This window comes from Aquimarina besae, from assembly GCF_042434905.1.
Classification (GTDB): domain Bacteria; phylum Bacteroidota; class Bacteroidia; order Flavobacteriales; family Flavobacteriaceae; genus Aquimarina.
Genome location: NZ_CP170199.1, coordinates 149,865 through 176,423, shown reverse-complemented (window position 1 = coordinate 176,423; position 26,559 = coordinate 149,865). Strand labels below are relative to the sequence as shown.

The following is a 26,559-nucleotide window of genomic DNA, read 5'->3' as shown; positions in this document are numbered from 1 at the left end:
TTCCTTTTTACATTTCATTCAAAATGTACGAGGGATTAATATGTTTTAGAATAAGTAGGTGACTTATCATACAGATTTGTGTCTAAATCAATAGAATACACAAAAGCGTATATTATTTTTTGAAGATATTATCTTTTATTTAGAGATTAGACAGAAAGGAAATATTCGTGATGGTAAAAACGATTATCAACTTAATTATAAATAACATGAAAGAATTAAAATTTTTCTTTGTATTGATGATACTATCTACAAGTTTTGCTGTTTTTTCTCAGGAAGAGGAAGAAGAGGAAGAGGTTGAAGAAGTGATTGTTGAAGCTGTAGCAGAGATAGCAGCAGAGGGAACAGAAACTATCCAAGCTACTTTTGATGGATTTGAAAGAGACTCTTATAGTTTTAATTATAAAAATGAAGAGAATGAAGATGATTCGATATTTTTTCAAGATATTACTCCCGAAGTTTTAAAAATGTATAACCTAAAAGATAAAAAATATATTGGTAAAAATTTTGAGGTTACCTTTTCTTTTAAATACGAAAATGAAGTAGATGAAGATGGAGATAAACAAGAATTTATAAAAAGAAGAGTAACAGGATTAAAGCTTTTAAACTAAATCGTGAAGAAGTAGTAGATCATTTGTTTAATGCGTATTACACAAACTCAACTAATGAAAATGCCTGCATATCGCAGGCATTTTCTATTTATAATGAAGTCGTAAAGCTGTATGCTTCTTACAACCATTTTTTTCTTTTAAAATAATACAACAAACCAAAGAAAATGACAATCATCAATCCCCAAAGCACAAAGTATCCATATTTGTATTTTAATTCAGGGATGTATTCAAAATTCATTCCATAGATTCCTGCCAAAAATGACAACGGAATGAAGATTGATGTTATAATCGTAAGAACTTTCATCACTTCGTTCATTTTATTACTAATCGTCGTCATATACATATCCATTAATCCCCAGATCATCTCTCGATAAATATCGATACTTTCTGAAACCTGAATAATATGATCGTATAAATCTCTTAAATAAAACTGGGTTTTATCGGTGATTAAGGGATGATCACTTTTTTCGATCCTGTTTACCACTTCTCGTAATGGAAATACGGCTCTTCTGATCTTTAGAATTTCTCTTTTCTGACTTTGGATGTCATAGGTAATATCATCATTAGGTTTTTCTTCGAATAAATCATCCTCTAATTCTTCAATTTTTTCACCCATCGCTTCGATCAGGTTAAAATAATTATCTACTACTGCATCCATCAGAGCGTATAAGAGATAATCAGATCCCATCGATCGCACTCTTCCTTTGCCGGTTCTGATACGGTTTCTTATGGCATCAAAAACATCACCATCTGCCTCCTGAAAAGTGATTACATAATTGGGTCCCAAAACAAAACTGATATGTTCAATTTCTAAATCTTCGTCCTGATTAAAATACAGCATTTTCAGGACTACAAAAAGATACCCGTCGTATTCGTCAATTTTAGGACGTTGTTGGGTATTGGCAATATCTTCTAGAATTAAAGGGTGTAGTTTGTAATGATCACCTATTTTTTCAATAGCTTCTGTATGATTAATCCCATTGACATTGATCCAGGTTACAGGTTCGGTATCTACATAAGTAAACGCTTCTTCTATTTGATTCAATTCTTTTTCTTCAAAAGAATCTTCGTCATAATCGAAAACTTCTATAAATAAATCACCAGATGATTTATTTCCGGTGTAGACTACCGTTCCTGGAACTAAACCTGATTGTTTGTTTGCAGGTGATACTGTATTATTTGCCATGCTCTGTACTTTGTATGATTACAATGTAGTATAATTTAAATGTCTTTACAAAATAATCATAGAGTTCAGGTTTTCTTTATTGTCTGTTTTTTTTGGCTTTATAGAAAAGATGATGAACACTTTTTATTATCGATGCATACTATCCAAAATCTCCATTACTTCTACTTTTTTACGAACAGAAACAGGAACATTCTCACCATTTTTTAGCATCAAATACCCACCATCGGCTTTGATAAAAGCACTAATACATTGCAAATTAATTAAGTGACTCTGATGAACTCTTAAAAATTGATAATTCTTAAGCATATCTGCAAAATATTTCAATGTTTTGGTTACAAAAACCTTTTGTCCATCTTGTAGATAAAATATGGTGTTGTTACTATCTGATTCGCAACGAACAATGTCATCCAAACTAACAATGATAATCTTATCCAAAGTGTGTAAGGATATTTTATCAGGTTTTTGTTCTGGAGCTGATAATGTCTCTTTTAGGATGTCTAAGCGTTCTTTGTTGGGTTGAATTTGTTGTTTTGCCTTGCTCACCGCTTGTGCTAATTCTTCATTAGAATATGGTTTTAGTACATAATCTATAGCTGCAAATTTGAAAGCCCTAATGGCATATTCATCGCTAGCTGTTACAAATATAATTTTGGATTTTAGTTCCGGAAATATTTCTAATACATCAAAACCGGTACCGTCTCCAAGCATAATATCAAGAAAAAGGATATCGGGCTCATTTGTTCGAAGAGCTTTTGCAGCTTCTACAACGCTTCGGGCTGTATCAATAATTTTTATTTCAGGGTGGTTTGTTTCCAGATCACTTTTTAAAAGTTGAAGAGCGTCTGGCATATCTTCTACAATAATTGCTGTGAGCATAGTGGTTATTAATAGTCGGTTAATAATGGTATTTTAAACGATATTTCGGTGCCTGCTACAGTGGCATCTTCTTCTAGAATTTCCTTTATTTGCAGCGCATCTTTTCCAGAGATTGATTCTAATCGTTCTCTGGTTACCGTCAATGCCATGGATTGATGATCAGTTTTGGTTTTAGCTTTTTGGGATTGAAAAATACCCAATCCGTTATCTAATATTTTACAATGTAAGAATTCTTCATCAGTATCAAAAAATACTTTTAGTTTTCCATCTCTATTTCCTTTCAAAATACCGTGTCTTATTGCATTTTCGACAAAGGGTTGGATGAGCATTGGAGGTATCAACACCTCTTCAGGATCAAATTCTGAGTCAATAGAAATGGTATAGTCAAAAGATTTGTTGGCCATTAGTTTTTCGACTTCAATATAGTGTTTTAAAGTTTTCATTTCCTGATCCAGCGTAATGTGGTCTTTTCTGGAATTATAAAGCGTTTCTCTTAGGAGCGTAGCAAACGTATTGATTGTGCTATTCATTTTAGTTGGGTTGCTGGTACCCATTGCTTTAATACCGTTGAGAACATTGAAAATAAAATGTGGGTTCATTTGTAATCTCAGCGCTTTTTGCTCTAAAGAAAGGAGATGATTTTGCATTTGTAATTTTTCACGTTCTTCAGCATTTTTCAGTTTGACCTTTCTTATATATAAAAACGTGATGATGGTGAGTATCAACAGTAAAATTCCGAGCATAGTGAGCTGAAACCATATTTTATTATAAATAGGACTATCGATAAATATTTTAAAAGTAATGGGATCACTTTCTTCCCATCGATAATTTCTGGATTGCGCAGAAAACGAATGTGCACCATAGGCTAATCCGGCCAGGTTTTGCTTCATTTCTGAAGACCACGGACTCCAGGCAGTATTATTCAACTTATATCGATACTCTATATCACTTGGATGATCCAAATCAACTGTTTTATAGCTAAATGATAACTCGGTTTGTTCCGGAGTTAATTGTAATACATTGCTATTTTTTGCCCAGATGTCAGGGTTAATAGAATCAAGTGTTTGATAAGCTATTTCAATATTTTCAAAGTGTATCTCGGGTTTTACCGTGTCTTTACCAATTTCTCCAGGTTCATATTTTGTTAGCCCGTAGATGGCACCAAACCATAGATTTCCTTGAGTGTCTTTGGTAATAGCATTCAGACAGGTTTCGATACCTAAGAAACCATCGTTTCTTCCAAAATGCAGCACATCTTTTATTTGATTAAGAAGATTAATTTCTACGCGATCCACGCCTCTTTCGGTCCCGACCCATAGATTTTCCTCATTATCAAAAATCATTTGATAAATATTGTTGGAGTACAAATTCTTCTCACCATTTAATTTTTTGAAAGAAAGTTCTCCATCCAGACTACTCCACCAAATACCTTGTCCTGCGGTACCCACGTATATTTTGTTGTCTTTAAAAACAAAAGAATTTATCGCGATTTTTTGATCAAGCACATTGCGGTGATGTGTAACTTTGTTTTTCACGATAAATCCAAGATCTCCATTCTCTGTAGCGTACCATATTTTGCCCTTTCCATCAGCGGCCATATGTTTAATCTCCAGGTCTTTTATCCCACTTTTTTTGGCAAATTTACGTATGGATCTTACTTTATGTTTTTTATAATCGTATTTAAACCTGGTAATTCCAGAAGAATAGGTGGCTGCCCAAACGGTATCATTAGAAATATGTATAGATCGAATCCAATTTGCAGATAATCCTCGTTTTTTGTTGATGATATAGTTCTTAATGATTTTTTTGGTGACTGTATCTTTTATCGGTTTTTTAGACTTTTTCTTAGTAACGATGATACTGTCTCTAAATGTAATCTCTTTAAATAAAATACCTTTCCCTTCAGTTCCAGCCCATATATTACCTTTACTGTCACTGGTAATTGTTTTTATTTTGATATCGGCTAATCGTTTGTCTTGTTTAATTTGATGGATGCCTGCACTGTCAATTTTTATAAGTCCTTCCTCAGAGTTAGATGCCCATATCTCATTATTAATGCTATATACGGCATATACTCTGTTGCCTTTTAATCCGGTATCCTGATTATAATGCGTAAAATTGTTTTGAGAATACTTATAGAATCCTCCCCCAGAGGTAGCAATCCAGATGTTAGATTGACGATCAGTAATACTTTTGCTAATATTAGAAACTGCAAGTCCGTTTTTACGGTTTATTTTTTTCTTAAGCCGGTAATTATTGCCATCCAAGATGGTTATCCCGGCATTATTGGTAGAAAACCATAATTCAGAATTGAGTATAGAAATGTCGTTAACATTCAATGGTTCTGGTATCCACTTATTACCATAACTTTTGGCATTTGTATTTAAAACTAAGATTCCCTGGTTGGTAGCGGCAGCAAATACCTTTGTTTTATGATATAAAGCGGCAGTAAAATCATACGCACTATGCCTTACCATAATGCTTGCATCCTTTTCAATTTTATTGAGTTTCCAGAGTCCTTTATTAGTAGCAATCCAAAATAATTTTCCGTCAAATACAATGTCGTTTACAATGCTTGTGTTGATTTTTGGATCTAATTGTATTTTTTTTAACCCTGCAGAAGGTTGGTAGAGGTGGATTCCAATATTGGTCGCCAGATACGTTTTGTTATGAATTCTAAATATTTTATTGATCTGTAATCCTTCAAAATTAACAAACTGCTTTTTTGTTTTGATAGAAAGCCCTCTTCTAGTCCCGATGAATAAACTATCATTTGCAAAATGCAGTGCGTGGATATAATTAGATAATAGACCGTCGTCTTCGTTCCAGGTCTTAAATTCTTCTCCGTTAAATCTGCTTAGTCCTCCACCACGTGTTCCCAACCATAAATAGCCAATATCATCTTGTATGATATCATTTACTTGTGATTGCGGAAGTCCGTCTTCTAGGGTGTATGCTCTAAGCCCGTTATTTTGGGCAAATAATGTGTGAAATGAACTTATCCCTAGTAAGGTTATAAGTAATACATAGGAAAAACGATTGGGGCTCATAAAACTATGGTTTGATAACAAATATAATCAAACTGATTTTTTTGTTTTGTAAACCCATAAAATATTGAGATAAAAAATGTGGTTTTTAAAACCGTATACAAGCAGGCAGTTTTTTTGGGAAAAACAATAATTGGAAATAATTGGACGCGCCTGCTGTATACATTGGTTTTTAAACTGTTAATAGAAAATCTTAAAGCTTAGTACGGTAATGAAACCAAACAAAAACAAACAGTATAATAAAATTATAGAATAATAGATGTTATGTCGTTCTTTACTTATCATGTTAATTGCTAGTGATTGCCGTATTTCTTATAGTACTTACCTTGTTATCGTTCCAGGTTAAGCTTTGTTTTAGATTTACGTATTTAATAATTTCTGATGTTTCTTTATATAGCGTTTCGGTTTCCAAGATATTTCCTTTAATACCATACTCTTGGTTAGGAAATGTGTATTGGGTATCCGTGTCTGCATTTTCACAATATACGTTTGTTAATTGTGGAAGCGGAATAATGGTGTTACTATCTTCGGTTACCAAAAAGTAGTAAGCTTCTACCTGAGCACAACACGCAAGATATTCAACTTCCATCTTAATCACCTCAGAGATCCCTTCCAGACCAGGGTTCTCTAAGGTGGTGATAAAGATGTCCTCAAAAAGCTCAGTGTCGTTAATCCTGAACGTAGCTAAGTTTTCCGAAATTCCCCCCAAACGATTCAGATTAACAATGCAAGTCGGTTGTTCTGAACCATTCTCTTTAATTTCAGTCACTGCTACGTACTTTTCAGTGTTCTGAAAACTTTGCGCTTTCATAAACTGAAACCCTATGATTAGGATGAAAAGAACAATGATCTTTTTCATAACAGTATATTTTGAGGTTGATTATTTTGTACGAATTTATGCGCTTAATGCTGTAAGTAAAGTTAGGTTTTAGAATTCGTTGCCATCAATTTAGAATTCGTAATCCATCTTGGTTTTTCAACACGGTTATTATTGTGATTAGTGCATACACTTCATATTTTTGTGATATGGTTGATAATTTTGAAAATGAGTTCTTTGGTATTGGAATTCAGAACGGAAAAACACCCGAGAACCTCGGAGTCTTATGGAGAACTGCTCAGAATATGGGAGCCAGCTATATATTTACCATTGGTAACCGGTATGCTAAACAAGCGTGTGACACACATAATGCAGTAAAATCAATGCCTTATTTTCATTATAAAACTTTTGAAGATTTTTATCATCATCTTCCTAAAGGTGCTATGCTTGTTGGTGTAGAGTTGACCAAAGATGCTGTTCCGCTAGAAACCTTTAACCACCCAAAAAGATGTGTATATTTATTAGGTGCAGAAGATCATGGTCTATCTAATAAAGCCATAGAAAAGTCACATTTTTTAGTCAAGTTCAAATCAGAATTAAGTATTAATGTGGCTGTTGCAGGAAGTATCGTGATGTATGACAGAGGAATTAATAAACCTAGGTTCATTAGAGTTGCAGAATAGTTTTATGGGCGTGGGCTATCAGCACTGCACGGTAGCTTGCTCCTATCCCTGCCTGCAGAAGGTAGGCCTCACGCAATCAGAAGTAGACTTTTGAGTTTAGAATTCTTTTTTAACTACATTTATACTATCCAATATGTTGATATGGTAAAAGCTCTAGAAAATGCAATCGCTGCATTTAGTTCTTGGATATGGGATTGGCCTTTGTTGATTCTTTTAGTTGGTGGAGGGTTGTTTTTTCTTATCTTTTCTCGATTTACTCCTTTTTTATATTTTCGACACGCTATTGATATTCTCAGAGGTAAATATGACCACGAAAATGCTCCAGGACAATTAAGTCATTTTCAGGCATTGTCATCTGCCATTGCTGCTACTGTGGGAATGGGTAATATAAGTGGGGTTGCCATAGCTTTAGTAATGGGTGGTCCCGGGGCTATTTTCTGGATGTGGATCAGCGCATTAATCGGTATGGCTACCAAGTTTTATACGTGTACACTCGCCGTAATGTATCGATCCGAAAGTAAAGAAGGAACCACACTGAGCGGACCTATGTATGTTATTACAGAAGGATTAGGAAAACGCTGGAGGCCATTGGCAGTATTCTTTGCGCTCGCTGGTTTAGTTGGCACTTTACCAGCTTTTACAGCAAACCAGCTTACACAAACGTTAGTAGATGTATTAGATTGGAAAGAAAGTGATAAGCTCTATATAGGTATAGTTTTGGCTGGGATTGCATCTTTTGTAATTCTGGGTGGTATTAAAAGAATCGGAATCGTAGCAAGCCGATTAGTACCGTTTATGGTAGTATTGTATTTTATTACGGTATTTACTATTCTAATTTTACAGATCGATCAAGTATCAGAGATGTTTGTATTGATTTTTTCTGATGCTTTTACCGGAGAAGCTGCTGCAGGTGGTGCTTTAGGGTATTTAATTAAAACTGGTGTAAAACGAGCAGCTTTTTCTAACGAGGCAGGAATTGGTACTGCTTCGATGATGCACGGAACCGCTAAGACGCACGAACCGATTCGAGAAGGATTAGTAGCAATGATCGGCCCTGCAATTGATACCTTGCTGGTCTGTACATTAACAGCATTGGCAATTTTGTCTACGGGAGTTTGGCAACACTCTGACGATAACGGAATCTCTTTGACTTTAGCCGCATTTAATTCTGTTTTACCCTATAGAATAGGAGATGGTGTGGTCATAATTATGGTGCTTGTATTTGCTTTTTCTACCTTGTTTTCTTACTCTTATTATGGAGTAACTTGTTTGGGTTTTTTAACCAAACCAAAATATGGTATGTATTACAACTATATTTATATTGTCTCCATCGTGGTAGCTGCCGTGGTAAAGATTGATGTGGCTATTAATTTAATTGATAGTGCATTTGCTTTGATGGCAATACCTACAGTGTTTTCTGCTTTATTATTAGCACCTAAGGTTAACAAAAGAGCTAAGATGTATTTTAATACCGTTAAGACTACCAGGAAATAGTATATATTTTTAAGGTCGACATAGGGAAAGAAAAATAAATTCGAAAAGTTGAAAACCATCAATTCGATTTTTTCGTATATATTTGGCATAACCTCAAAATAACATAAAATGAATAGATTTTTTTGCATCCTTACATTATTGGTTTTGGCAACGACTACTTCTTGCGAAGAGTTAAATAGATTAACAGTTTTTGAACTTGATTACGAATCAGAATTTACAGTTGCCTCTACTACTATTATTGATGTGCCTATCAGTATAGAAACACCACCGGTACCTACAAATTCTGAGTCTGAGTTTGAAAATAATAATACCAGTAGCTCTTTAATAGAGAGCATTCAGCTGAAAAGGTTACGATTGATTCTTGAGAATCCTGCTGATGGAGATTTTAATTTTTTACAAGAGGTACGTTTGTTTATTGATGCCGAAGGTTTAGACGAACAAGAAATTGCTTTTGCTGAAAACTTGGAAAATCAAGATCTTAGAGTGATAGAGTTAGAAACCACAGGAGTGGAACTTAAAGAGTACTTGAAACAAGATTCTTTTTCACTAAGAGCATCAACTACCACAGATGAAACCATCAACGAGAATCACGATATCAAAGTAGATTGTACGTTTAGGGTAGATGCTAATATATTAGGGTTGTAGAGCGTTTTTGTAGCAAGATTACATTAGAAAAGCCAGATATTCAAAGAAGTACGTAACAATTGCACCGCGACAAAAAATGATCACTTTCGCCAACAAATTTCAGTAGGTCGGTTTTTGAGAATCTTGTAAAATACATTTATTACTTTTCAATAACCCACCTCACCCCATCCTATACCCCCTCTGAGCCCTTAAAAAAGTGGTTCGAAATACCTTTTTAATCCTTCGAAAGAGTTCAGTAACGCTTCGAATGATTTCTGAAATGGTTAGAGAGACTACAGCAAGGGGTTTTAAAATTTAATTTGCTATAAAAATGCCTTCCGGTTGCTCCCTCAACAAAGGTGGGGGAGCTGTCCACCAGAAGCAGACTGAGGGGGCAATGGCATAGTTATACTATTTTTTGATTACTATATAATTTTAAAAAGTGCTCTTTGATTTTATCTATAAAGAGGCACTATAACATAGTGTCGGTGGCATTAGAATTGTTACTGTTGGTTTTTGGATTTTTTTGAAAAATTATTGGTTTATGCATGTATGCGCCGTAGGAGGAATGGTTACCATCGTTGTAGTAAGTACATTATTTTCGTATCATCGGTTTTTGATTAATTAGACTGGTTTTCTTTAAAAAGATTTTATCTAAAGAATCGTTCTTTTCTTTCAGCTCAGTTTCATTCAAAGTACCTTTTTGTAGTTCAATTTCTAATTCAATATTTTGAGAAATTCTGATCAATGTTAAATTATACTGTTCTGCTACTAAACTACTTTGCTTAAAAGAGTAGGTATGAAACAAATTTTTCATTTTTTTTGAAGATTCAAATCGAGATAAGAGTGATTTGTAGGTGTTCTTAGAAATATACTGGCTTATTTTTGAATCAGCGAAAATAATTTCTTCGGTAAAGGTTGGATAATTTAAAGCATTAATAGCAACATTTAGCGAGTCTAATTTTACTTTTCTGTATAAATCAATAAGACTTTTATTTTCATCTATATTTTGATCTACATTGCTCTTGGATATTTCTAAAATATCGATGACATATTGCTTGTCTTTTCTTTTTTCAGCCAAGTCAGAAAAATAAAAGGCTAACAACACACCAATGATCGTTGCTATGAGAGTGAAATAGAAATCAATTCCGTTGCTATATCGCTTTCTAATTCTGTTGAATTTTTTGTTGAAAGAGAAAATGGTTATAACAACAACTAAAATGATGATGACAATTAAAAATCTCATATTAATTAATTTCCGTTTCTTCGATAAGCTACATAATTTACTGCAATGTAAAGATAATGTGTTTGTGATTAGTTATTTCTTAAATCTAAATAATTGTAATTTTAGATGTCAGATTGATAGATTGGTCTTCTGCTAGATTTACCGTTTTACCTGTTAGGATTTGTTTTATGCCTAAAAGATGCTGGTCTAGTTGTGTTAATTTTTCTTCTGTAAAATTTACACTAATTAGATTTTCTAGTAAGATTGTTGTGTGTGTTTTATTTATAAAATTCTCGTTCATCCACTTTAATTGTCGTTAATTCGACTGTATGTCCGTCGAGGTCTTTGGTATATATTGAGTCAAAGTAATGATGGTCTTGGATAATAAATTCCAAATTCAATTCTTCATATTTTTTTTTAGCTTTTTTAAAATTTTCCTGTGTTACATTAAAAGCAAAATGGTCAATTTTTACATTATTTGAAGAAGGGTCAAATTTAGTGGCAGTCAAATTAGCGGGAAATAATGCGATTCCTGTCTTTCCAGAGAGTAAAAAGATTGGAAATATTCCCCATTCAGGTAATCGATATCTTTTCAGTCCTAACACTTTTTCATACCATTGTGCAGAAGCTTCTAGGTCAGCAACTCTAATTGCTACGTGATCCAAAAAATCAATTTCTATGTCGTACTTTTTATTTGTCATTTCTTAAATTATAAAAAATGGTTGTGCAATAATTAGTCAGGTAAATTAGCATTCAATTTTCCTTTATTTATCCGGCCCAAAATGAGATGTTATCTCTCCATTTTTTGGATATAAATTTTGTTTAGATTAGATATACATTTCTTTTATGTTGCGTTTATCGCAATACGGGAGCATGTGCTGTATATAATTTTTAAGTTTGAAAGATAATGAAAATAAGATCTATTCTTTAAACCCGTTTTTTGAAAGTATATCTGAATACCAGCTATAGGAAATTTCTCCCCTTTCGTAGTATTTCTGTACTTCTTCAATACTACCCTTTATACCATAATCAATTGTAGATTTCAGTTTACCGTTTAGGTCATAGTACTTCCATGTTCCTATCTTAATTCTCCAATCTTTATAGTTGCCTTCTGCTTTAATAATTCCGTTTTCGTAATACTTTTTTATTGGCCCTTCAACAAGGTTATTATTATAGTATCCTACTTCCTTGTAGTTTCCGTTTTCATAGTAGTTTATCCATTTTCCTTGACCAACTCCCTTAACATATTCTTGCCAAGATGAATAATTTCCATTGGGATATTTTGCAAATAGTATTCCTGTAAAGGGTTTGTCATCCCCTTTAGCATAATACTTATATATACCATCAGTTCTTTTGCCAGTTGCATCAGACATCGAAACTTCTCTTTTCGTCACAGTTTGTGACATTGATATTGTTTTTTGAGCATATCCTATAGCTGTTATACAGAAAATCAAAGAAAGGGGAACTATTTTAGACAAAGAATTAGTAATTGAAATCATAATGTTGTTTTTTAAATTTTAATGATAATCTCCGGACTTCCATACAAAATGTGATGGGTTTTACAAACTTACCTTTCGGTTTGTTATTAACTTCTGTTCATACTAGAAGTTGTTTTCTTTATATACACCAGAAAAGGTAGTTTGGATGAGGAAAAAATATATTTTATAGATTTTTAAAAATATACAACCTTTTTGGCACTCTTTTATTCGTCCATTATTTTTGTAATTCACTTTTTTGTCCGTTGTATATTTTAAAGAAATCAGCTGGCTTGTTGGCAATTAATTTTACTCGCTCTTTGTGGTCATGATTTAGACGATATACTTTTCCTTTTTTATCTACTGCAATATAATTTCCATCTTCCATGTCCAAAATTGTGTAGAATAACTTTTCGTTAAATTCGATTTCAAATGAGTATTCCAATTCCAAAAGTAAGAGTTGCTCTTGATTTAATGATTTAAGAGCTCTTTCAGCAATTTTTTGGTCAGGATTTTCTATTTCAAAATGCTCCAGTTTAATTTCGTTCTTCTCAATTTGATCTAAGTCAAACGTTTAAAAACAATAAAATAACCGTTTATTATACCTTATAATTGAACGTTTATGTTTTGCTTTTTATTTAAAAGTAGCCTAAATTTTCCCACAAACAAAAACACATCACCTCTGTTGATAAAATGCTTTGCAAGACACTGTACCGTATATGTAACGCTACTTTCTTACAATAAATTCGCTTCTTCTATTTTCCTGATGCTCTTCTTCTGTACAAGGAACGCCGTTGGCGCATTTATTAATAAGTCTTCGTTCTCCATACGCTTTTCCTCGTATTCTTCTCCAGTTAATCCCACCTTTACGTACGATATATCGTACCGTAGCTCGCATTCTCTTTACACTAAGTCTTTTGTTGTACCAGTAACTAGACCTACTATCTGTATGAGACCGAACTTCTATTTTTAGGTTTGGGTTTTGTTTCATAAAAGCAATCACTTTTTGCAGGTCTGCTATCGCATCAAGTCTGATCTCGTCCTTATCAAGATCAAAGAAGATTTTACCTAACTGTAAAGGATCAACTATATCATCCCCTAGATTGACTGGTTCTGAAGTGCTGGATAGTAATTTTTCTCTTTTAAATTCTATAGGAACTTTATTGGTAGTTTCGTAAGAAGCTTTTGATCTAAAAATGATGTCATTTGGATTAAATCCTTCAATAGATGCTCTAATAAGATATTGCTTGTCACAATCTACTTCAAACTGGTAACCACCATCAGTATCAGATTTCATTTTGTTAACAATATTTCCTTCCATGTCTATCAATGACACCTCAACATCAGATATGGGATCATTACTTTCATGATCGGTTATAATACCTTCTAGATATTCTCTGCAAGAAGTAATTAATGCTTCTGTTTGTTTAAAGCTGTAAATATCATCGTTTCCTTTGCCTCCTTTTCTGTTACTGGCAAAATAACCTGTTTTAGTCTCTTCATCTATAACAAACGAAAAATCATCTTTAGGGCTGTTGATGGGTTTGCCAACATTAAAAACTTCATAGCCACCATCTTCTTTGGTAACGGCAACAAATACATCCAATCCACCTAAACCTACGTGTCCATCACTAGCAAAGTATAATCTTCCGTCATTACTGATATACGGAAATGTTTCCCGGGCTTCTGTATTGATGTCGTCTCCTAAGTTTCTTGGTTTTCCGTATTTTCCACCAGGTAGGATGTCTACCACAAATAGGTCTGATTTCCCCCTTGTACCCTTCATATCACTAGCGAAATACAATTGTTTGCCATCTGGGCTCAAGGCGGGATGCGATATTGAATAATTATCACTATTAAAGGATAACTCTGTCACATCAGACCATCGATTATTGTTATAAGTAGCTTTATAAAGCTTGAGCAGCACTACTCCTTTTCTACTTTTTCCAAGTTTGTTGTTGGTAAAATTATTACGGGTAAAATATACTGTGTTTCCGTCTTTGGTAAAGCTTGTAGAAGATTCGTGAAACTTGGTATTGATCTTACCTTTTAATTTTTTCGGCTCCTCGGTAGATACGTTATCTTCTTTGATGGTAGAAGAGAATAAGTCTAAAAAAGGCATTTGATTCCATTCATGAACTTTCGCATTTTTGCTGCGAGAAGAAGCAAATACAATATCACCTCTATGGTTAAAACTCGGAGCATAATCCGAATACTCAGAATTGATGGTTAACGTATATAAGTCATATTTGCCGGATTGCTTTTCGATAAAATCAAGATAATCTCTCTTATTGATAAAAGATTCCGCACGTTTGTCATTTCCGGTAACTGTGTTAAACCTTTCCATAATCGCATCAGATTCACTGTAACGTTCAGCACTTTTTAAACTTTGAGCATATCTAAACAGATATTCGGGCTTTACCTTTTCTGGAAACGAGGAGATTAATTTCTGATACCATTGTATAGATGCTTCTAATTCACCTGTAAAATAGTAAGAGTCCGCTAACTTTCTAAATAAATCATAAGAAGAATATCCTTGTTTTGCAACATCTAGATAAATGTCGCGGGCGTTTATATAGGCCAGCGCTTCGAAGCTTTGATCCGCTTTGGCAAGTTGCTTATCTCTATCTTGTGTAAAACCAGTATATGACAACAATAATAGTACGATTACAAGTACAGACGTATTGTAATTAATCTTTATAGAATACGAAAAAAGTAAAGAATAGTTTCCCAAAATGATCCCAGTATTATAATGATAAATTCTTTGTTTTCGTGGGGTTTTGAAAACGTACTGGAATTAAATTTACGAAAAATTAACATAAAGGTCATTTTCTTGATGGTTTTTTCCCAAAGAACGCTCTTGATATCACGATGTTTAATGAGTGACTTAGATGTTTTGTGATGAATAATCCTTTATAGGATTCACTGAACTTGAAGAATAATCAACTAACTTTGTAGCAAAATTTTTTCTATGGGTCATAAAGCCGGTTTCGTAAATATCATTGGAAATCCTAACGTTGGAAAGTCTACCTTGATGAATGCTTTCATTGGAGAGCGATTATCCATAATTACATCTAAAGCACAAACTACCAGACACAGAATACTAGGTATTGTAAATGGAGAGGATTTTCAGGTTATTCTGTCGGACACTCCTGGGATTATTAAACCCGCTTACGAATTACAGGAGTCTATGATGGGTTTCGTAAAATCAGCTTTTGAGGATGCCGACATACTAATTTATATGGTAGAGATCGGAGAAAAAGAATTGAAGGATGAAGCCTTTTTTAATAAGATTACCAACGCTAAAATTCCGGTTTTTTTATTACTCAATAAGATTGATAAGTCTAATCAGGAACAACTTGAAGAACAAATGCAATTTTGGGCAGAAAAAGTACCCAACGCAGAATTGTATCCCATTTCGGCATTAGAAAATTTTAACGTGAAGGAGGTTTTTGGAAGAATTGTAGAGTTATTACCAGAGTCTCCCGCGTTTTATCCAAAGGATCAATTAACAGATAAACCAGAACGTTTTTTTGTAAATGAAGCGATTCGTGAAAAAATTTTAATGCACTACAAAAAAGAAATTCCTTATGCAGTAGAAGTGGAAACCGAGGAATTTTTTGAGGATGAGAACATAATAAGGATCAGATCTGTAATTATGGTCGAAAGGGATTCTCAAAAAGGAATTATTATTGGTCATAAGGGCGCTGCACTAAAAAGAGTTGGTATAGAAGCAAGAAAAGAATTAGAAAAATTCTTTGGCAAACAGATTCATATAGAACTGTATGTAAAAGTGAATAAAAATTGGCGTAATAATGAGCGTCAACTAAAAAGGTTTGGCTACAATAAATAATTTTTGTGATAATGTCGTTCTCTTAGATTGATTTGTAAGATTTTTTGTAAGTTTTTCAAATGTCTTGTTTACGGGAAAACTGTAGTTTGAAGGTAAAATGCTGCATTTGAACGTTTTTGCCTAGTTTTTTTATGCTTTTTTCAAAGGAATCTTCTAATTTAGTATCCTTAACTAATTCAAAAATGCCCCACATATGATATAAACTTTACTTTATCTTCACACACTTTTTTACGTAACGGCTTAACTTTAAAAATCAAATACTTTTCTAAAGAGTACAAGTATTCATAGCGTCTTAGACTTCTATGTGATATTTTATCTTCAATTTTATTTGATAAATACCCAAAATAAATTAACCAGATTGAATTTTTAAATTCAAACGAAAAACAACTACACAATGTCAAAATTTACTAACAAGCTTAACTCATTAAGCCAAAAGATTAAAACGACCCCTCTTTTGTCGTCTTTGTCTGGTTTAACATTGATCATCATTTTTATAATGACTTCGGGATTTAATGCTATCATCGAAGAAAATAAAAAAGAACTACCTAATCAATCTGCAAGAAATATTCATTCTCCATTGGCGAATGGTTGTCAATTAACAGTAGATGCGGGTGAAGACTCTGAATTTTGCGGAGAAGGAGAAGTAACGCTAACGGCTACGATCTCTGGCGCTTCAGAATGTATCAATTGTACCGGAGAATACGGTGTGGAAAATACTAATAATTGTAGAAGAGACCAAAACTATGTAATGTGGTTAACAGATGGAAATAATCCGCGATGGTTTTCTAATATAGATTTAGAGTGGAATGAACTAGCCGATGGCACAGCTACTCTAACAGGAACAATTTTTGACCATACCTTAACTCAGACAACCTACGAGGTGAATGCCCTATATTCTGGAAGGACGAGTACAGCACCTGCCAACAGTCCTAAAGGACATGAATGTAATAATGAAGATGAATCAGGTTGGATTTATTATACAGAGTTATCAGGTACTGTGACTAGCACCGACGGCTCCTGGTCAATTGATTTGTCAAGAAGAGGTCCTGCATTTCAGTTAGGAAACGGGGCAAATGTTACCGAAACCGAACGAGGTAAATATGGAGCTTGTGGATGGTTTAATACCACCGATGGTCAATATAACCGAGGAGATTTTAATTTTAATTTGGGAGACTGTGTGACAACCTCAACTACAGAGGTGAATTATTTATGGTCTACCGGAGAAACTACACCGTCCATCACGGTAAATCAAGGAGGAGCGTATACCGTAACAGTATCAGATTGTGAAAACTGTGAAGCTTCTGATAGTGTTGAAGTGATCATAAGTGAGTTGCCTCAGGTAGATGCCGGTGAAGATCAGGAAATATGTTTAGGTGACGAAGTTACTTTAACGGCAGTAACGAGTAGTAATGAAAGTTGCGAAAGTTGTATAGAGTATGGTATCCAAAACACTGATTATTGTTCAGGTGATCAAAGCTATGTACTGTGGTTACAAGGAGGAAGATTTTTCTCTAATGTAGATTTAGAATGGAACGAATTAGCAGATGGAACCGCTACCTTAAAAGGAACTGTATTTGATTATACAATTACCCAGTCCAACTATGAAGTAGATGTAGTTTTTACAGGCAAAACCAGTACTACACCACAAAATAGTCCGAAGTCGCATGATTGTAATGATGAGGATACATCAGCTTGGGAATACTATACCGAATTTACCGGTACTATCACTAGCGAAGATGGCTCCTGGTCCACAACAGTAACAAGAAGAGGGCCAGCATTCCAAATGGGTAATGGTGCTAATGTAACTGAAACCGCACAAGGAAAATTTGGTGCTTGTGGATGGTTTGACACAACGGATAACGAATATGCGGTTGGTGATTTTAATTTCAATTTCGGAGATTGTATTACTTCAGAAACAAGAAACACTTCTATCTTGTGGTCTACAGGAGAGACTACAGAAAGTATCACTGTATCCCCAGAAGAGGATACGGTATATTCCGTAACTGTCACTAACTGTAACGGATGTTCTTCCACCGATGAGGTGAAGGTATTTGTTAAGTCAGCAGCCGTAGATGCCGGTGATGATCAAAACATTTGTTTAGGTGATACTGTAACCCTTGCAGCTACCGGTGAAGGTGCATTTATGTGGTCTACGGGAGAAACGACAGAAACAATTATAGTTTCGCCAACAGAAACTACTACGTATACTGTAATCGCAACAAGCGGTAATTGTGAAGCGTCTGATGCTGTAACCGTGGTTGTTAATGATCCTGTAATAGTAGATGCTGGAGAGGATCAGGAGATTTGTTTAGGAGATGAAGTAACACTTACTGCGCAGGTAAGCGGTATTGAAAATTGTTCAGAATGTATAGAATACGTAGTTGCCGGCACAGATTATTGTGCAGGGAATCACGATTTTGTGATCTGGATGACTAATGCAGATAGATCGGATAAAAGATGGTATTCAAATGTTGATTTGGTTTGGAAAGAAAATCAGGATGGCACAGCGACGTTAACTGGTACTGTTTTGGATTATACAGTAACTCAAGATACTTATGAGTTAAACGTTACATATTCAGGCAGAACGACCGTTGCTCCAACAAATAGTCCTAAAGAACATGAGTGTAATGATGAAGATGCAAACGGATGGATTTATTATCCTGAGATGACAGGAACAATTACTAAAACTGATGGTTCAGAGATAATTACAATTACCAGAAGAGGAGAAGCTTTTCAGGTAGGGAATGGAGCAAATGTTTTTGAAACTGAAGAAGGTAAAAACGGAGCTTCAGGATGGATCGATGTAATAGATGGGTATTTTGCTTATGGTGATATCAATATCAATTTTGGTGATTGCATCACTCCAGGTCAAGGGGAGGCTACTTATTTGTGGTCCACAGGAGAAACTACTCCAAGTATCGCCGTGTCTCCAGAAGAAGATACAACATATACAGTTACTGTTACCAACTGCTCTAATTGTGTTGGCGAAGATGAAATAACAGTAATTGTTAATTCTACAACAGCAGATGCTGGAGAAGACCAAACAATTGCAACAGGAGAAACCGCTACTCTAACAGCTTCAGGAGGTGATACTTATCTGTGGTCTACAGGGGAAACAAGTGCAACAATAAATGTTTCTCCAACAGAAACTACTGCGTATAGTGTTACCGTTACTTCTAATGGATGCGAAGATAGTGATGAGGTGACTGTATTTGTAGAAGGATGTGCTGTTACTGCTGATGCAGGAGAAGATCAGGAGATTTGTTTTGGAGAGGAAACTGTTCTTACAGTAGTAGGAGAAGGAGATATCTTATGGTCTACAGGAGAAACTACAGAAAGTATCACGGTTTCTCCCGGGGATACCACCACCTATTCTGTGATGGTAACCAATGGAAGCTGTGAAGCGATGGATGAAGTAATCGTAGAAGTGACAATAGTAGAAGCCAGTGCAGGAAGAGACAGATTCTTGTGCGAAGGATTTGGAGAAGAGGCTACATTGAGAGCGACGGGAGGAGATACATATCTATGGTCAACAGGCGAAACGACAAATACAATTGTGGTTTCTCCAACCGTGACGACAGATTATTCTGTAATCGTATCTATAGGAGACTGCAGTGAAACCGACGAGGTTACTGTATTTGTTGATAATTGTGATGACAGTATTATTGGTTCAAAAGTATATCCAACAGTACTAAAATCGGGAGATAAACTAACTATCGATGTGATGTCCAAAAAGGAGCAAAATATAGCGGTTTCCGTTTATAGCATGTCAGGAGCCACCATGATTCCGGTATCTTATAACAACGTCACAAATGGTAAGGCCTCCTTAACACTTGATATGTTAGGTTCTATGAAATCAGGAATGTATCTGGTAAAAATAGATAAAGAGGAAGGTACAGAATACAAGAAGTTTATTATTGATTAAATATTATTTAGAACAAAAGTTTGATGAAACGGTCTATTTTTTAGACCGTTTTTTTATCCGAATTACACGCATAAACTATTAAAGAAGGTTTAATGAGCTTTATGATACACGTAACTCTTAGTATTGCTGTAGTTGGTAAGGTCACTTATTTTATAACATTTAATTCAAATTCGACTATATAAGTTATAAGTAATTTATTCATTAGATAACATTAAGGATATATGTATTATTCAATTTAGCTGCCGAACGCAAATCAAATGAATAATGAAAATTTTTAGCAAATTAAGCTTTTTTATACTTGGAGTTTTAGGAGTATTGTATTCTTGTAACTCCGATGATTATCAAGGAGGAGGAGGAAGTGCAAATAACCTTACATTTAACAAAATCGGGAGTATTATCAACGGAACTGGAGATGAAGGTTTTGCCGAAATTTCTGCTTTCGATCCACAAACCGCAAAACTTTTTGTGGTAAATCCAAATGATCTAAAACTTTCTGTATGGGATCTTTCAAATCCATTTAATCCCGTTGCAGGTATAGATATCGCGTTAGACGGAATTCCGAATAGCGTTGCTGTCCACGATGGTTTGGTAGCGGTTGCATTAGAAAATGCAGCAAATAAGCAGGCAAATGGTACTGTAGCGATTTATGATACAGATTCACAAACATTACTAGAAACGTATACCGCCGGAGCTTTGCCCGATATGGTTGCATTTAGTCCAAATGGCAAATATATTGTTATCGCAAATGAAGGAGAACCTAATGATAATTATACAATTGATCCTGAAGGTTCTGTAACGGTAATTGAAATAGGCACAGGAGAGGTAAGCCAAGTTGATTTTACAATGTTCAATGGCCAAACGATCGGAAAAGATTTCAGGGTATTTGGCCCTGGAGCTACGTTAGCTCAGGATATAGAACCAGAATACATTGCAGTTTCTGATGATTCAAAAACAGCTTATGTAGCGTTACAAGAAAATAATGGGATCGCTGCGATAGATTTAATAACAAAAACGGTAAGCTATATTACCGGTTTAGGAGTAAAGGATTATTCGCTCCTGGAGAATCAAATGGATGCCAGTGATAAAGATGGTATTGTAGGTAACTTTCAGAATTGGCCTGTTTTAGGATACTATCATCCTGATGCAATAGCTTTTACAAGAGTTGGAGGGGCAGCATTTTTAATTACAGCAAACGAGGGTGATGCCAGAGATTATGATGGATACTCTGAAGAAACGCGGGTAAAAGATCTAACACTAGACCCAACAACGTATCCAGATGCGGAAACACTTCAGTTGGATGAAAACCTTGGAAGATTAAAGACTACCCTTGCAAATGGTGATACCGATGGAGACGGAGATATGGATCAGATTTATGCATATGGAGGAAGATCTTTTACTATTTGGTCAACTACAGGGGATAAAGTTTATGATAGTGGCGATCAAATTTCCAGGACCGTATTAGAATTGGATTCTAACGCTTTTAATAGTAATGAAGGTGATGGTGTAGATGAAAGATCCGATGATAAAGGAGCAGAACCGGAATCCGTAGAAACATTAACAGTAGGAAGAAATACTATATTATTTGTAGGTTTAGAAAGAACTGGTGGAGTAATGGTGTATGATATTTCCAATCCTGTTAGCCCTAGATTTATAGATTGGTTAAGAGATACATCTGATATCTCCCCAGAAGGTTTGATTACTGTAAAGGCTGAAAATAGCCCGACTGGTAATGCATTGGTAATCGTAACACACGAAGTTTCTAATACCATTGCAATTTATGAAGTAAAGTAAGAACATCCATAAAAATTTTGATGTTTTACAGTAACCAACTTATATAGATTTGTTTATATCTTTGAAATAAGTAATTATTTCACTGACTGACTATCAATTATGAAAAAGTTCAACAGGTCGATGCGCTGACCGTTGAGCTTTTTTGTTTTAATAATCCTCACTTTCATATTTATTTACCTCATAATTTGTGTTCAATAGTATAGGAAGAATAAAAAGACTAATTTTGCACAAATTTTAGAATTCAGGATAATGGGTAATATAGTGGCAATTGTAGGAAGACCTAACGTAGGTAAATCTACATTCTTTAATAGACTGATCCAAAGGAGAGAAGCAATCGTAGATGCCGTTAGTGGAGTTACTAGGGATCGTCACTATGGTAAGAGTGATTGGAATGGCAAAGAATTCTCTTTAATAGATACCGGTGGTTATGTAGTAGGTAGCGATGATATCTTCGAAGCAGAGATTGATAAACAGGTAGAGTTAGCAATCGATGAGGCTGATGCCATTATTTTTATGGTTGATGTAGAATCGGGCGTGACCGGCATGGATGAAGAAGTTGCCAATTTACTTCGTAAAGTAGATAAACCCATTTTTTTAGCAGTAAATAAAGTTGATAACTCAAAAAGAGCCTCAGATGCCGTAGAGTTTTATAGTTTAGGGTTGGGGGAATACTATACAATTGCCAGTATTAATGGTAGTGGTACAGGAGAACTTCTGGATGCATTGGTAGAAGCATTACCAGAACAGGAAGAAGAGGAAGCATCAGAATTACCACGTTTTGCTGTAGTAGGAAGACCAAATGCAGGAAAATCTTCTTTTATCAATGCCTTGATAGGCGAGGATCGATATATAGTAACAGATATTGCCGGTACCACAAGGGATGCAATTGATACTAAATACAATCGCTTTGGTTTCGAGTTTAATTTGGTAGATACTGCCGGAATTAGACGTAAATCTAAAGTAAAAGAAGACTTAGAGTTTTATTCTGTTATGCGATCCGTTCGTGCCATCGAACATAGTGATGTTTGCTTATTATTAGTAGATGCTACTCGTGGATTTGATGCACAGGTTCAAAATATATTCTGGTTGGCAGAACGTAATCGAAAAGGAATTGTGATCCTAGTAAATAAGTGGGATTTAATTGAAAATAAGGAAAGCAATACCTTAAAGGATTTTGAAAAATATATCCGTAAACAAATAGAGCCATTTACCGATGTGCCTATTGTGTTTATTTCGGCATTGACCAAACAAAGGCTTTTTAAAGCTATAGAAACTGCTGTAGAAGTATACAAAAATCGTTCAAAAAAGATTAAAACCAGTGTGATGAATGATACTATGTTACCTATTATCGAAAGAAATCCTCCACCGGCTTATAAAGGAAAATACGTAAAAATAAAGTACTGTATGCAGTTACCAACACCACAACCGCAATTTGCATTTTTCTGTAACTTACCTCAGTATATCAGAGAACCATATAAGCGGTTTATCGAAAATCAATTACGAAAGGAGTTTGACTTTCATGGTGTGCCGGTAGCGGTGTATTTCAGGAAGAAGTAATAGCACGGTATATAGGTTATGAAATAAGCAATAACCATTTAAGTTGATATGCAATCAAAAATGATGCTATATCGATTTTATTCTTGCATTGAACTAATTCGAAGTATGACCTTTAAAAAGCAATATATAAAGAGATGAAAAAACCACTATTGATTATACTGGTGTTATTGGTCTTCGTAGTATCAGGAATCAGTTTTTTAGTTTCTAGAGCCAGAAAGAAAATGTTGATTGATTATGTCCATATGGATCAAAAATTGGAGCAAATGACCTATCCTTTAGAAAAAGAAAATGATTCTTTATTACGATTGATAACGAATTCGGATATATGGAACAAAGCCCAAGAAATTGATTTGTTAACCAAAGGTTATAAAAAATATCTGGAATCTGTAAAACTAGAAATGCAGGGAACCAAAGATCCAGAACAGTATGAACTGTTGTACGAGCCTAATAATATGTTTTTTACTGAGAATGGGTTGTCCGAAAAAGGGAAAGAATTCGTTAAAAGAACCGATGAGCTCAGAGAAAGTCTGATTATATTAGTAGAAACTCCAGAATTAAAAACCAAAATAACCAATGTGTTAAGTACAGGACAAGTATATGACAGAAATCGTGTAAGACGAGATTGGTTAGAATTTAATTTCAAGGATTTTCCGTTAATTGCCAACATCACAAGGCTTACTCAAATGCAATCGGATGTCTCTTCTATCGAATCTGATATTTATAAATACTATTTAAGATTATCACATTAAGTCTGCATATGTTACAAAAACGTAACAAAACTGAAGGATTAAGCGTGGTCAAAGTCCGATTTTTTTTGAATGAAGGCATTATAAACCTAAAGCTGCTCCTTGATTTTAAGCAATTGCCCTCGGATAGATTCTAACTTTCTTATAATATCAAAACTGTCAAGTGCTTCCTGCTTTTGCTCTTTGAGATGAATCTTAGCACCTTCTAATGTAAAACCACGTTCCTTTACCAAATGATAGATGAGCTCCAGGTTTTTGATATCTTCCGGAGTAAATTTTCTATTGCCCTTGGCATTCTTTTTAGGTTTTAGAATATCAAATTCTTTCTCCCAAAAACGAATAAGAGAAGCGTTTACATCAAATGCATCAGCTACTTCACCAATACCGTAGTATAATTTTTTTGGTAAGTCTACATACATACTTAATTCTCTTTTTGTTGGGTAAAACTTCCATCTTCTTTAAATACCAAATTGCTTTCCGGAAAATCTTCCTGAGTCAATTTTTTTATTTCTTCAAGCGCTCTTTTTTTGTCATCCATAAATGGATACACCTCATCAATTTGCTTCGCAGAATGCAATTTCCCTTTGATGAAATTGCCTTCGGGATCGATGTCTATCTCAGCGATAGGAGCATATCCTTTAATTCCGGTTAAATTAAACCTTGAATAGGTGCAAAAATTACCTAAGCTATAGGCAATAAACTTGTTATTATACACTTCAAAAGCTCTTGATACGTGAGGCCCATGACCTAAAACAATATCTGCACCCGCATCTATCAATGTATGTGCAAAAAGGTATACATTTCCGCGATCTTCTCCATAAAAACGTTCAGTTTTTCTTGGCACGTGCGTGTGATCAGCACCTTCTGCACCACCGTGAAACGATACTATTACGATATCTGCTTTTTCCTTCAGCTCCTGAACAATCCTTTTCGCTTTGGTTAAGTTATGAATTTTTACGCAATCTTTATTTGGCGCAAAGGCACAAAATCCATAGGTGATTCCATTTTTTTCAAATAGAGTAGATTCCTGAGCAAAAACTCCGGCATAGGCAATGTTATGTTTTTCTAAGGTTTTGGCTGTATTTTTGATACCTATAGCTCCAAAATCTCCAATATGGTTATTGGCAATGCTCATTACATCAAAACCGGTTTCTTCCAGGTATTTTCCAAAAGATTCTGGAGACCGAAACGAATAACACTTTGAGGGATCAGAACATCGCTTTGCATTTTCTCCTTCATCGGTAAGCGTTCCTTCCAGATTACCAAATAGGATGTCAGCTTGCTGTAAAACCACATTTACATTATCAAAAGGACCTTTGTTTTCTGGAGGCATATAGCTTGCATTGGGAAAATTTGTGCCCATCATGATATCTCCAACAGCCATTAGTTTAATGCTTGTGGGAGCGGCTAATTTTTCCATCTCCAATTTGAAATTCTCAACGATTGTAGTCATCGAGTCGATCTCTTCTTTCGAAAATTTCTGAGCTTGAATTGTACAACTAAAAACAGCAAAAATTATAAAAAGAAGTATTCTGCGCATTGGTGCTAATCTAGGGTTTCATTAATAACAGAAGAAGCTTTCAGCATTTCGTTAAACTCTTCAGAAGTTAAACTTCCGTAGTAAAAATTACGTGGGTTAATGCGCTCTCCATCTTTAAATATTTCATAATGGAGGTGAGGTGCTACAGATCTTCCTGTACTTCCTACATACCCAATAATATCGCCACGCTTTACTTTTTGACCTTTCTCTACATTATATTTGCTTAAATGTGCATAGAGACTCACATAATTAAATCCGTGGTCTATACGTACGTGTTTTCCATAACCGGTAGAGTTTGCATCTGCTCTGGTAACAACACCGTTACCCGATGCATATATAGGAGTTCCGGTAGCAGCAGAAAAATCCATTCCGTAATGAAATTTTCTAGCTTTGGTGAAAGGATCACTTCTCCATCCATATCCTGAAGCCATACGTTTTAAGTCAGAATTTTGAATAGGCTGTATTGCAGGTATGGTAGATAGTAATTCTTCTTTTTGTTCTGCTAATTCTTTTATTTCATCTAATGAAATAGATTGCACAGCAATTTGCTTAGTGAGTTTATCTATCTGTTTTTGGGTTTCGATGATAATTTCAGAATTATCATATCCTTCATATCCCTTATATCGGTTTACACCTCCAAAACCTGCGTTTCGTACTTCTTCAGGTATAGGTGGTGCCCCAAAATAAAGACGATAGATGTTATCATCTCTTTCGGCGATTTCGTCAAGAACAGCATGATCTTTTTTCAACTGCTTATTCATAAGCTCATATTGGAGCTTCATATTTTCTAATTCTCTTCTGTATGCTTTTTCTTTCGGAGTTTCTAGTTGTGGAATGTTTAGATAGATCAATAATAGTACAAAACCAGCTAAAAAAGCACCAAGAACACCTAAAATGGCAAAACCAAATTTACGTCCTTTCTTTTGCTCAATTCTACGATAAGATAGCGTCTCGCTATCGTAGTAATATTTAACCTTTGACATAATCTAAAATATACTATTTTTGCAGGATATTAGCCAAAAATAGGCTTGTTTATACTTTGCGGCGAGAACAAAGATAATAAAATGTCACAAAGTCGAGAAAAAACTGACAAATATCGGTAGCATATCTTT

The 26,559-nt window shown here is 34.7% G+C and carries 21 protein-coding genes; 9 read left to right on the top strand and 12 right to left on the bottom strand.

Annotated elements, in window-relative coordinates:
* Positions 1-206 precede the first annotated feature (206 nt).
* On the top strand, positions 207-608 hold the full coding sequence (locus ACE94K_RS00820) for a hypothetical protein (RefSeq protein WP_378178554.1): 402 nt from the start codon (positions 207-209) through the stop codon (positions 606-608).
* Positions 609-726: 118 nt separating this feature from the next.
* Here ACE94K_RS00820 and corA read toward each other — a convergent pair whose 3' ends face one another.
* The 4 genes from corA to ACE94K_RS00800 form a co-directional block, all read right to left on the bottom strand.
* Complete coding sequence (corA, locus tag ACE94K_RS00815) at positions 727-1,794, bottom strand: magnesium/cobalt transporter CorA (RefSeq protein WP_378178551.1); 1,068 nt, start codon at positions 1,792-1,794, stop codon at positions 727-729.
* A 126-nt stretch (positions 1,795-1,920) separates the two neighbouring features.
* Positions 1,921-2,670 (bottom strand): LytTR family DNA-binding domain-containing protein, encoded by a 750-nt coding sequence (locus ACE94K_RS00810; RefSeq protein WP_299260180.1) that lies wholly within the window; start codon positions 2,668-2,670, stop codon positions 1,921-1,923.
* A gap of 8 nt (positions 2,671-2,678) precedes the next feature.
* On the bottom strand, positions 2,679-5,720 hold the full coding sequence (locus ACE94K_RS00805) for a two-component regulator propeller domain-containing protein (RefSeq protein ID WP_378178547.1): 3,042 nt from the start codon (positions 5,718-5,720) through the stop codon (positions 2,679-2,681).
* Between the two features lie 283 nt (positions 5,721-6,003).
* Positions 6,004-6,576, bottom strand: a complete 573-nt coding sequence (locus ACE94K_RS00800; RefSeq protein WP_378178544.1) for a hypothetical protein — start codon at positions 6,574-6,576, stop codon at positions 6,004-6,006.
* A gap of 167 nt (positions 6,577-6,743) precedes the next feature.
* Here ACE94K_RS00800 and ACE94K_RS00795 point away from each other — a divergent pair, with 167 nt between their 5' ends.
* The 3 genes from ACE94K_RS00795 (at position 6,744) to ACE94K_RS00785 (ending at position 9,356) form a co-directional block, all read left to right on the top strand.
* On the top strand, positions 6,744-7,217 hold the full coding sequence (locus tag ACE94K_RS00795) for an RNA methyltransferase (protein WP_378178541.1): 474 nt from the start codon (positions 6,744-6,746) through the stop codon (positions 7,215-7,217).
* Between the two features lie 141 nt (positions 7,218-7,358).
* Positions 7,359-8,711, top strand: a complete 1,353-nt coding sequence (locus ACE94K_RS00790; protein ID WP_378178538.1) for an alanine/glycine:cation symporter family protein — start codon at positions 7,359-7,361, stop codon at positions 8,709-8,711.
* A 108-nt stretch (positions 8,712-8,819) separates the two neighbouring features.
* Positions 8,820-9,356, top strand: coding sequence for a hypothetical protein (locus ACE94K_RS00785; RefSeq protein ID WP_378178535.1), 537 nt, complete (start codon positions 8,820-8,822; stop codon positions 9,354-9,356).
* A gap of 574 nt (positions 9,357-9,930) precedes the next feature.
* Here the strand turns inward: ACE94K_RS00785 and ACE94K_RS00780 are convergent.
* The 5 genes from ACE94K_RS00780 to ACE94K_RS00760 form a co-directional block, all read right to left on the bottom strand.
* A complete protein-coding gene (locus ACE94K_RS00780; RefSeq protein WP_378178532.1) occupies positions 9,931-10,581 on the bottom strand; it encodes a hypothetical protein in 651 nt (216 codons plus the stop codon).
* 257 nt (positions 10,582-10,838) lie between these two features.
* A complete protein-coding gene (locus ACE94K_RS00775; protein WP_378178529.1) occupies positions 10,839-11,261 on the bottom strand; it encodes a VOC family protein in 423 nt (140 codons plus the stop codon).
* Between the two features lie 219 nt (positions 11,262-11,480).
* The gene (locus ACE94K_RS00770) at positions 11,481-12,059 is read right to left on the bottom strand and encodes a toxin-antitoxin system YwqK family antitoxin (RefSeq protein ID WP_378178526.1); all 579 of its coding nucleotides are present in this window, start codon (positions 12,057-12,059) and stop codon (positions 11,481-11,483) included.
* 214 nt (positions 12,060-12,273) lie between these two features.
* On the bottom strand, positions 12,274-12,480 hold the full coding sequence (locus ACE94K_RS00765) for a hypothetical protein (RefSeq protein ID WP_378178523.1): 207 nt from the start codon (positions 12,478-12,480) through the stop codon (positions 12,274-12,276).
* Between the two features lie 282 nt (positions 12,481-12,762).
* On the bottom strand, positions 12,763-14,769 hold the full coding sequence (locus ACE94K_RS00760; RefSeq protein WP_378178520.1) for an OmpA family protein: 2,007 nt from the start codon (positions 14,767-14,769) through the stop codon (positions 12,763-12,765).
* 237 nt (positions 14,770-15,006) lie between these two features.
* Here ACE94K_RS00760 and era point away from each other — a divergent pair, with 237 nt between their 5' ends.
* From era to ACE94K_RS00735, 5 genes are all read left to right on the top strand, one after another.
* Positions 15,007-15,888 (top strand): GTPase Era, encoded by an 882-nt coding sequence (gene era, locus ACE94K_RS00755; RefSeq protein ID WP_378178517.1) that lies wholly within the window; start codon positions 15,007-15,009, stop codon positions 15,886-15,888.
* Positions 15,889-16,282: 394 nt separating this feature from the next.
* Positions 16,283-19,813, top strand: a complete 3,531-nt coding sequence (locus tag ACE94K_RS00750) for a T9SS type A sorting domain-containing protein (protein WP_378178514.1) — start codon at positions 16,283-16,285, stop codon at positions 19,811-19,813.
* A 264-nt stretch (positions 19,814-20,077) separates the two neighbouring features.
* Positions 20,078-21,604 (top strand): choice-of-anchor I family protein, encoded by a 1,527-nt coding sequence (locus ACE94K_RS00745; RefSeq protein ID WP_378178511.1) that lies wholly within the window; start codon positions 20,078-20,080, stop codon positions 21,602-21,604.
* Between the two features lie 249 nt (positions 21,605-21,853).
* Positions 21,854-23,161, top strand: a complete 1,308-nt coding sequence (der, locus tag ACE94K_RS00740; RefSeq protein WP_378178508.1) for a ribosome biogenesis GTPase Der — start codon at positions 21,854-21,856, stop codon at positions 23,159-23,161.
* Positions 23,162-23,295: 134 nt separating this feature from the next.
* Positions 23,296-23,910, top strand: coding sequence for a hypothetical protein (locus ACE94K_RS00735; protein ID WP_378178505.1), 615 nt, complete (start codon positions 23,296-23,298; stop codon positions 23,908-23,910).
* Positions 23,911-23,996: 86 nt separating this feature from the next.
* Here the strand turns inward: ACE94K_RS00735 and ACE94K_RS00730 are convergent, their stop codons facing one another.
* The 3 genes from ACE94K_RS00730 to ACE94K_RS00720 are packed head-to-tail and all read right to left on the bottom strand — an operon-like array spanning position 23,997 to position 26,430.
* Positions 23,997-24,326 (bottom strand): MerR family transcriptional regulator, encoded by a 330-nt coding sequence (locus ACE94K_RS00730; RefSeq protein WP_378178502.1) that lies wholly within the window; start codon positions 24,324-24,326, stop codon positions 23,997-23,999.
* A 2-nt stretch (positions 24,327-24,328) separates the two neighbouring features.
* Entirely contained in the window at positions 24,329-25,447 is a 1,119-nt protein-coding gene (locus tag ACE94K_RS00725; RefSeq protein ID WP_378178499.1) for a CapA family protein, read from the bottom strand.
* 5 nt (positions 25,448-25,452) lie between these two features.
* Positions 25,453-26,430 (bottom strand): peptidoglycan DD-metalloendopeptidase family protein, encoded by a 978-nt coding sequence (locus ACE94K_RS00720; protein ID WP_378178496.1) that lies wholly within the window; start codon positions 26,428-26,430, stop codon positions 25,453-25,455.
* Positions 26,431-26,559: the final 129 nt, after the last annotated feature.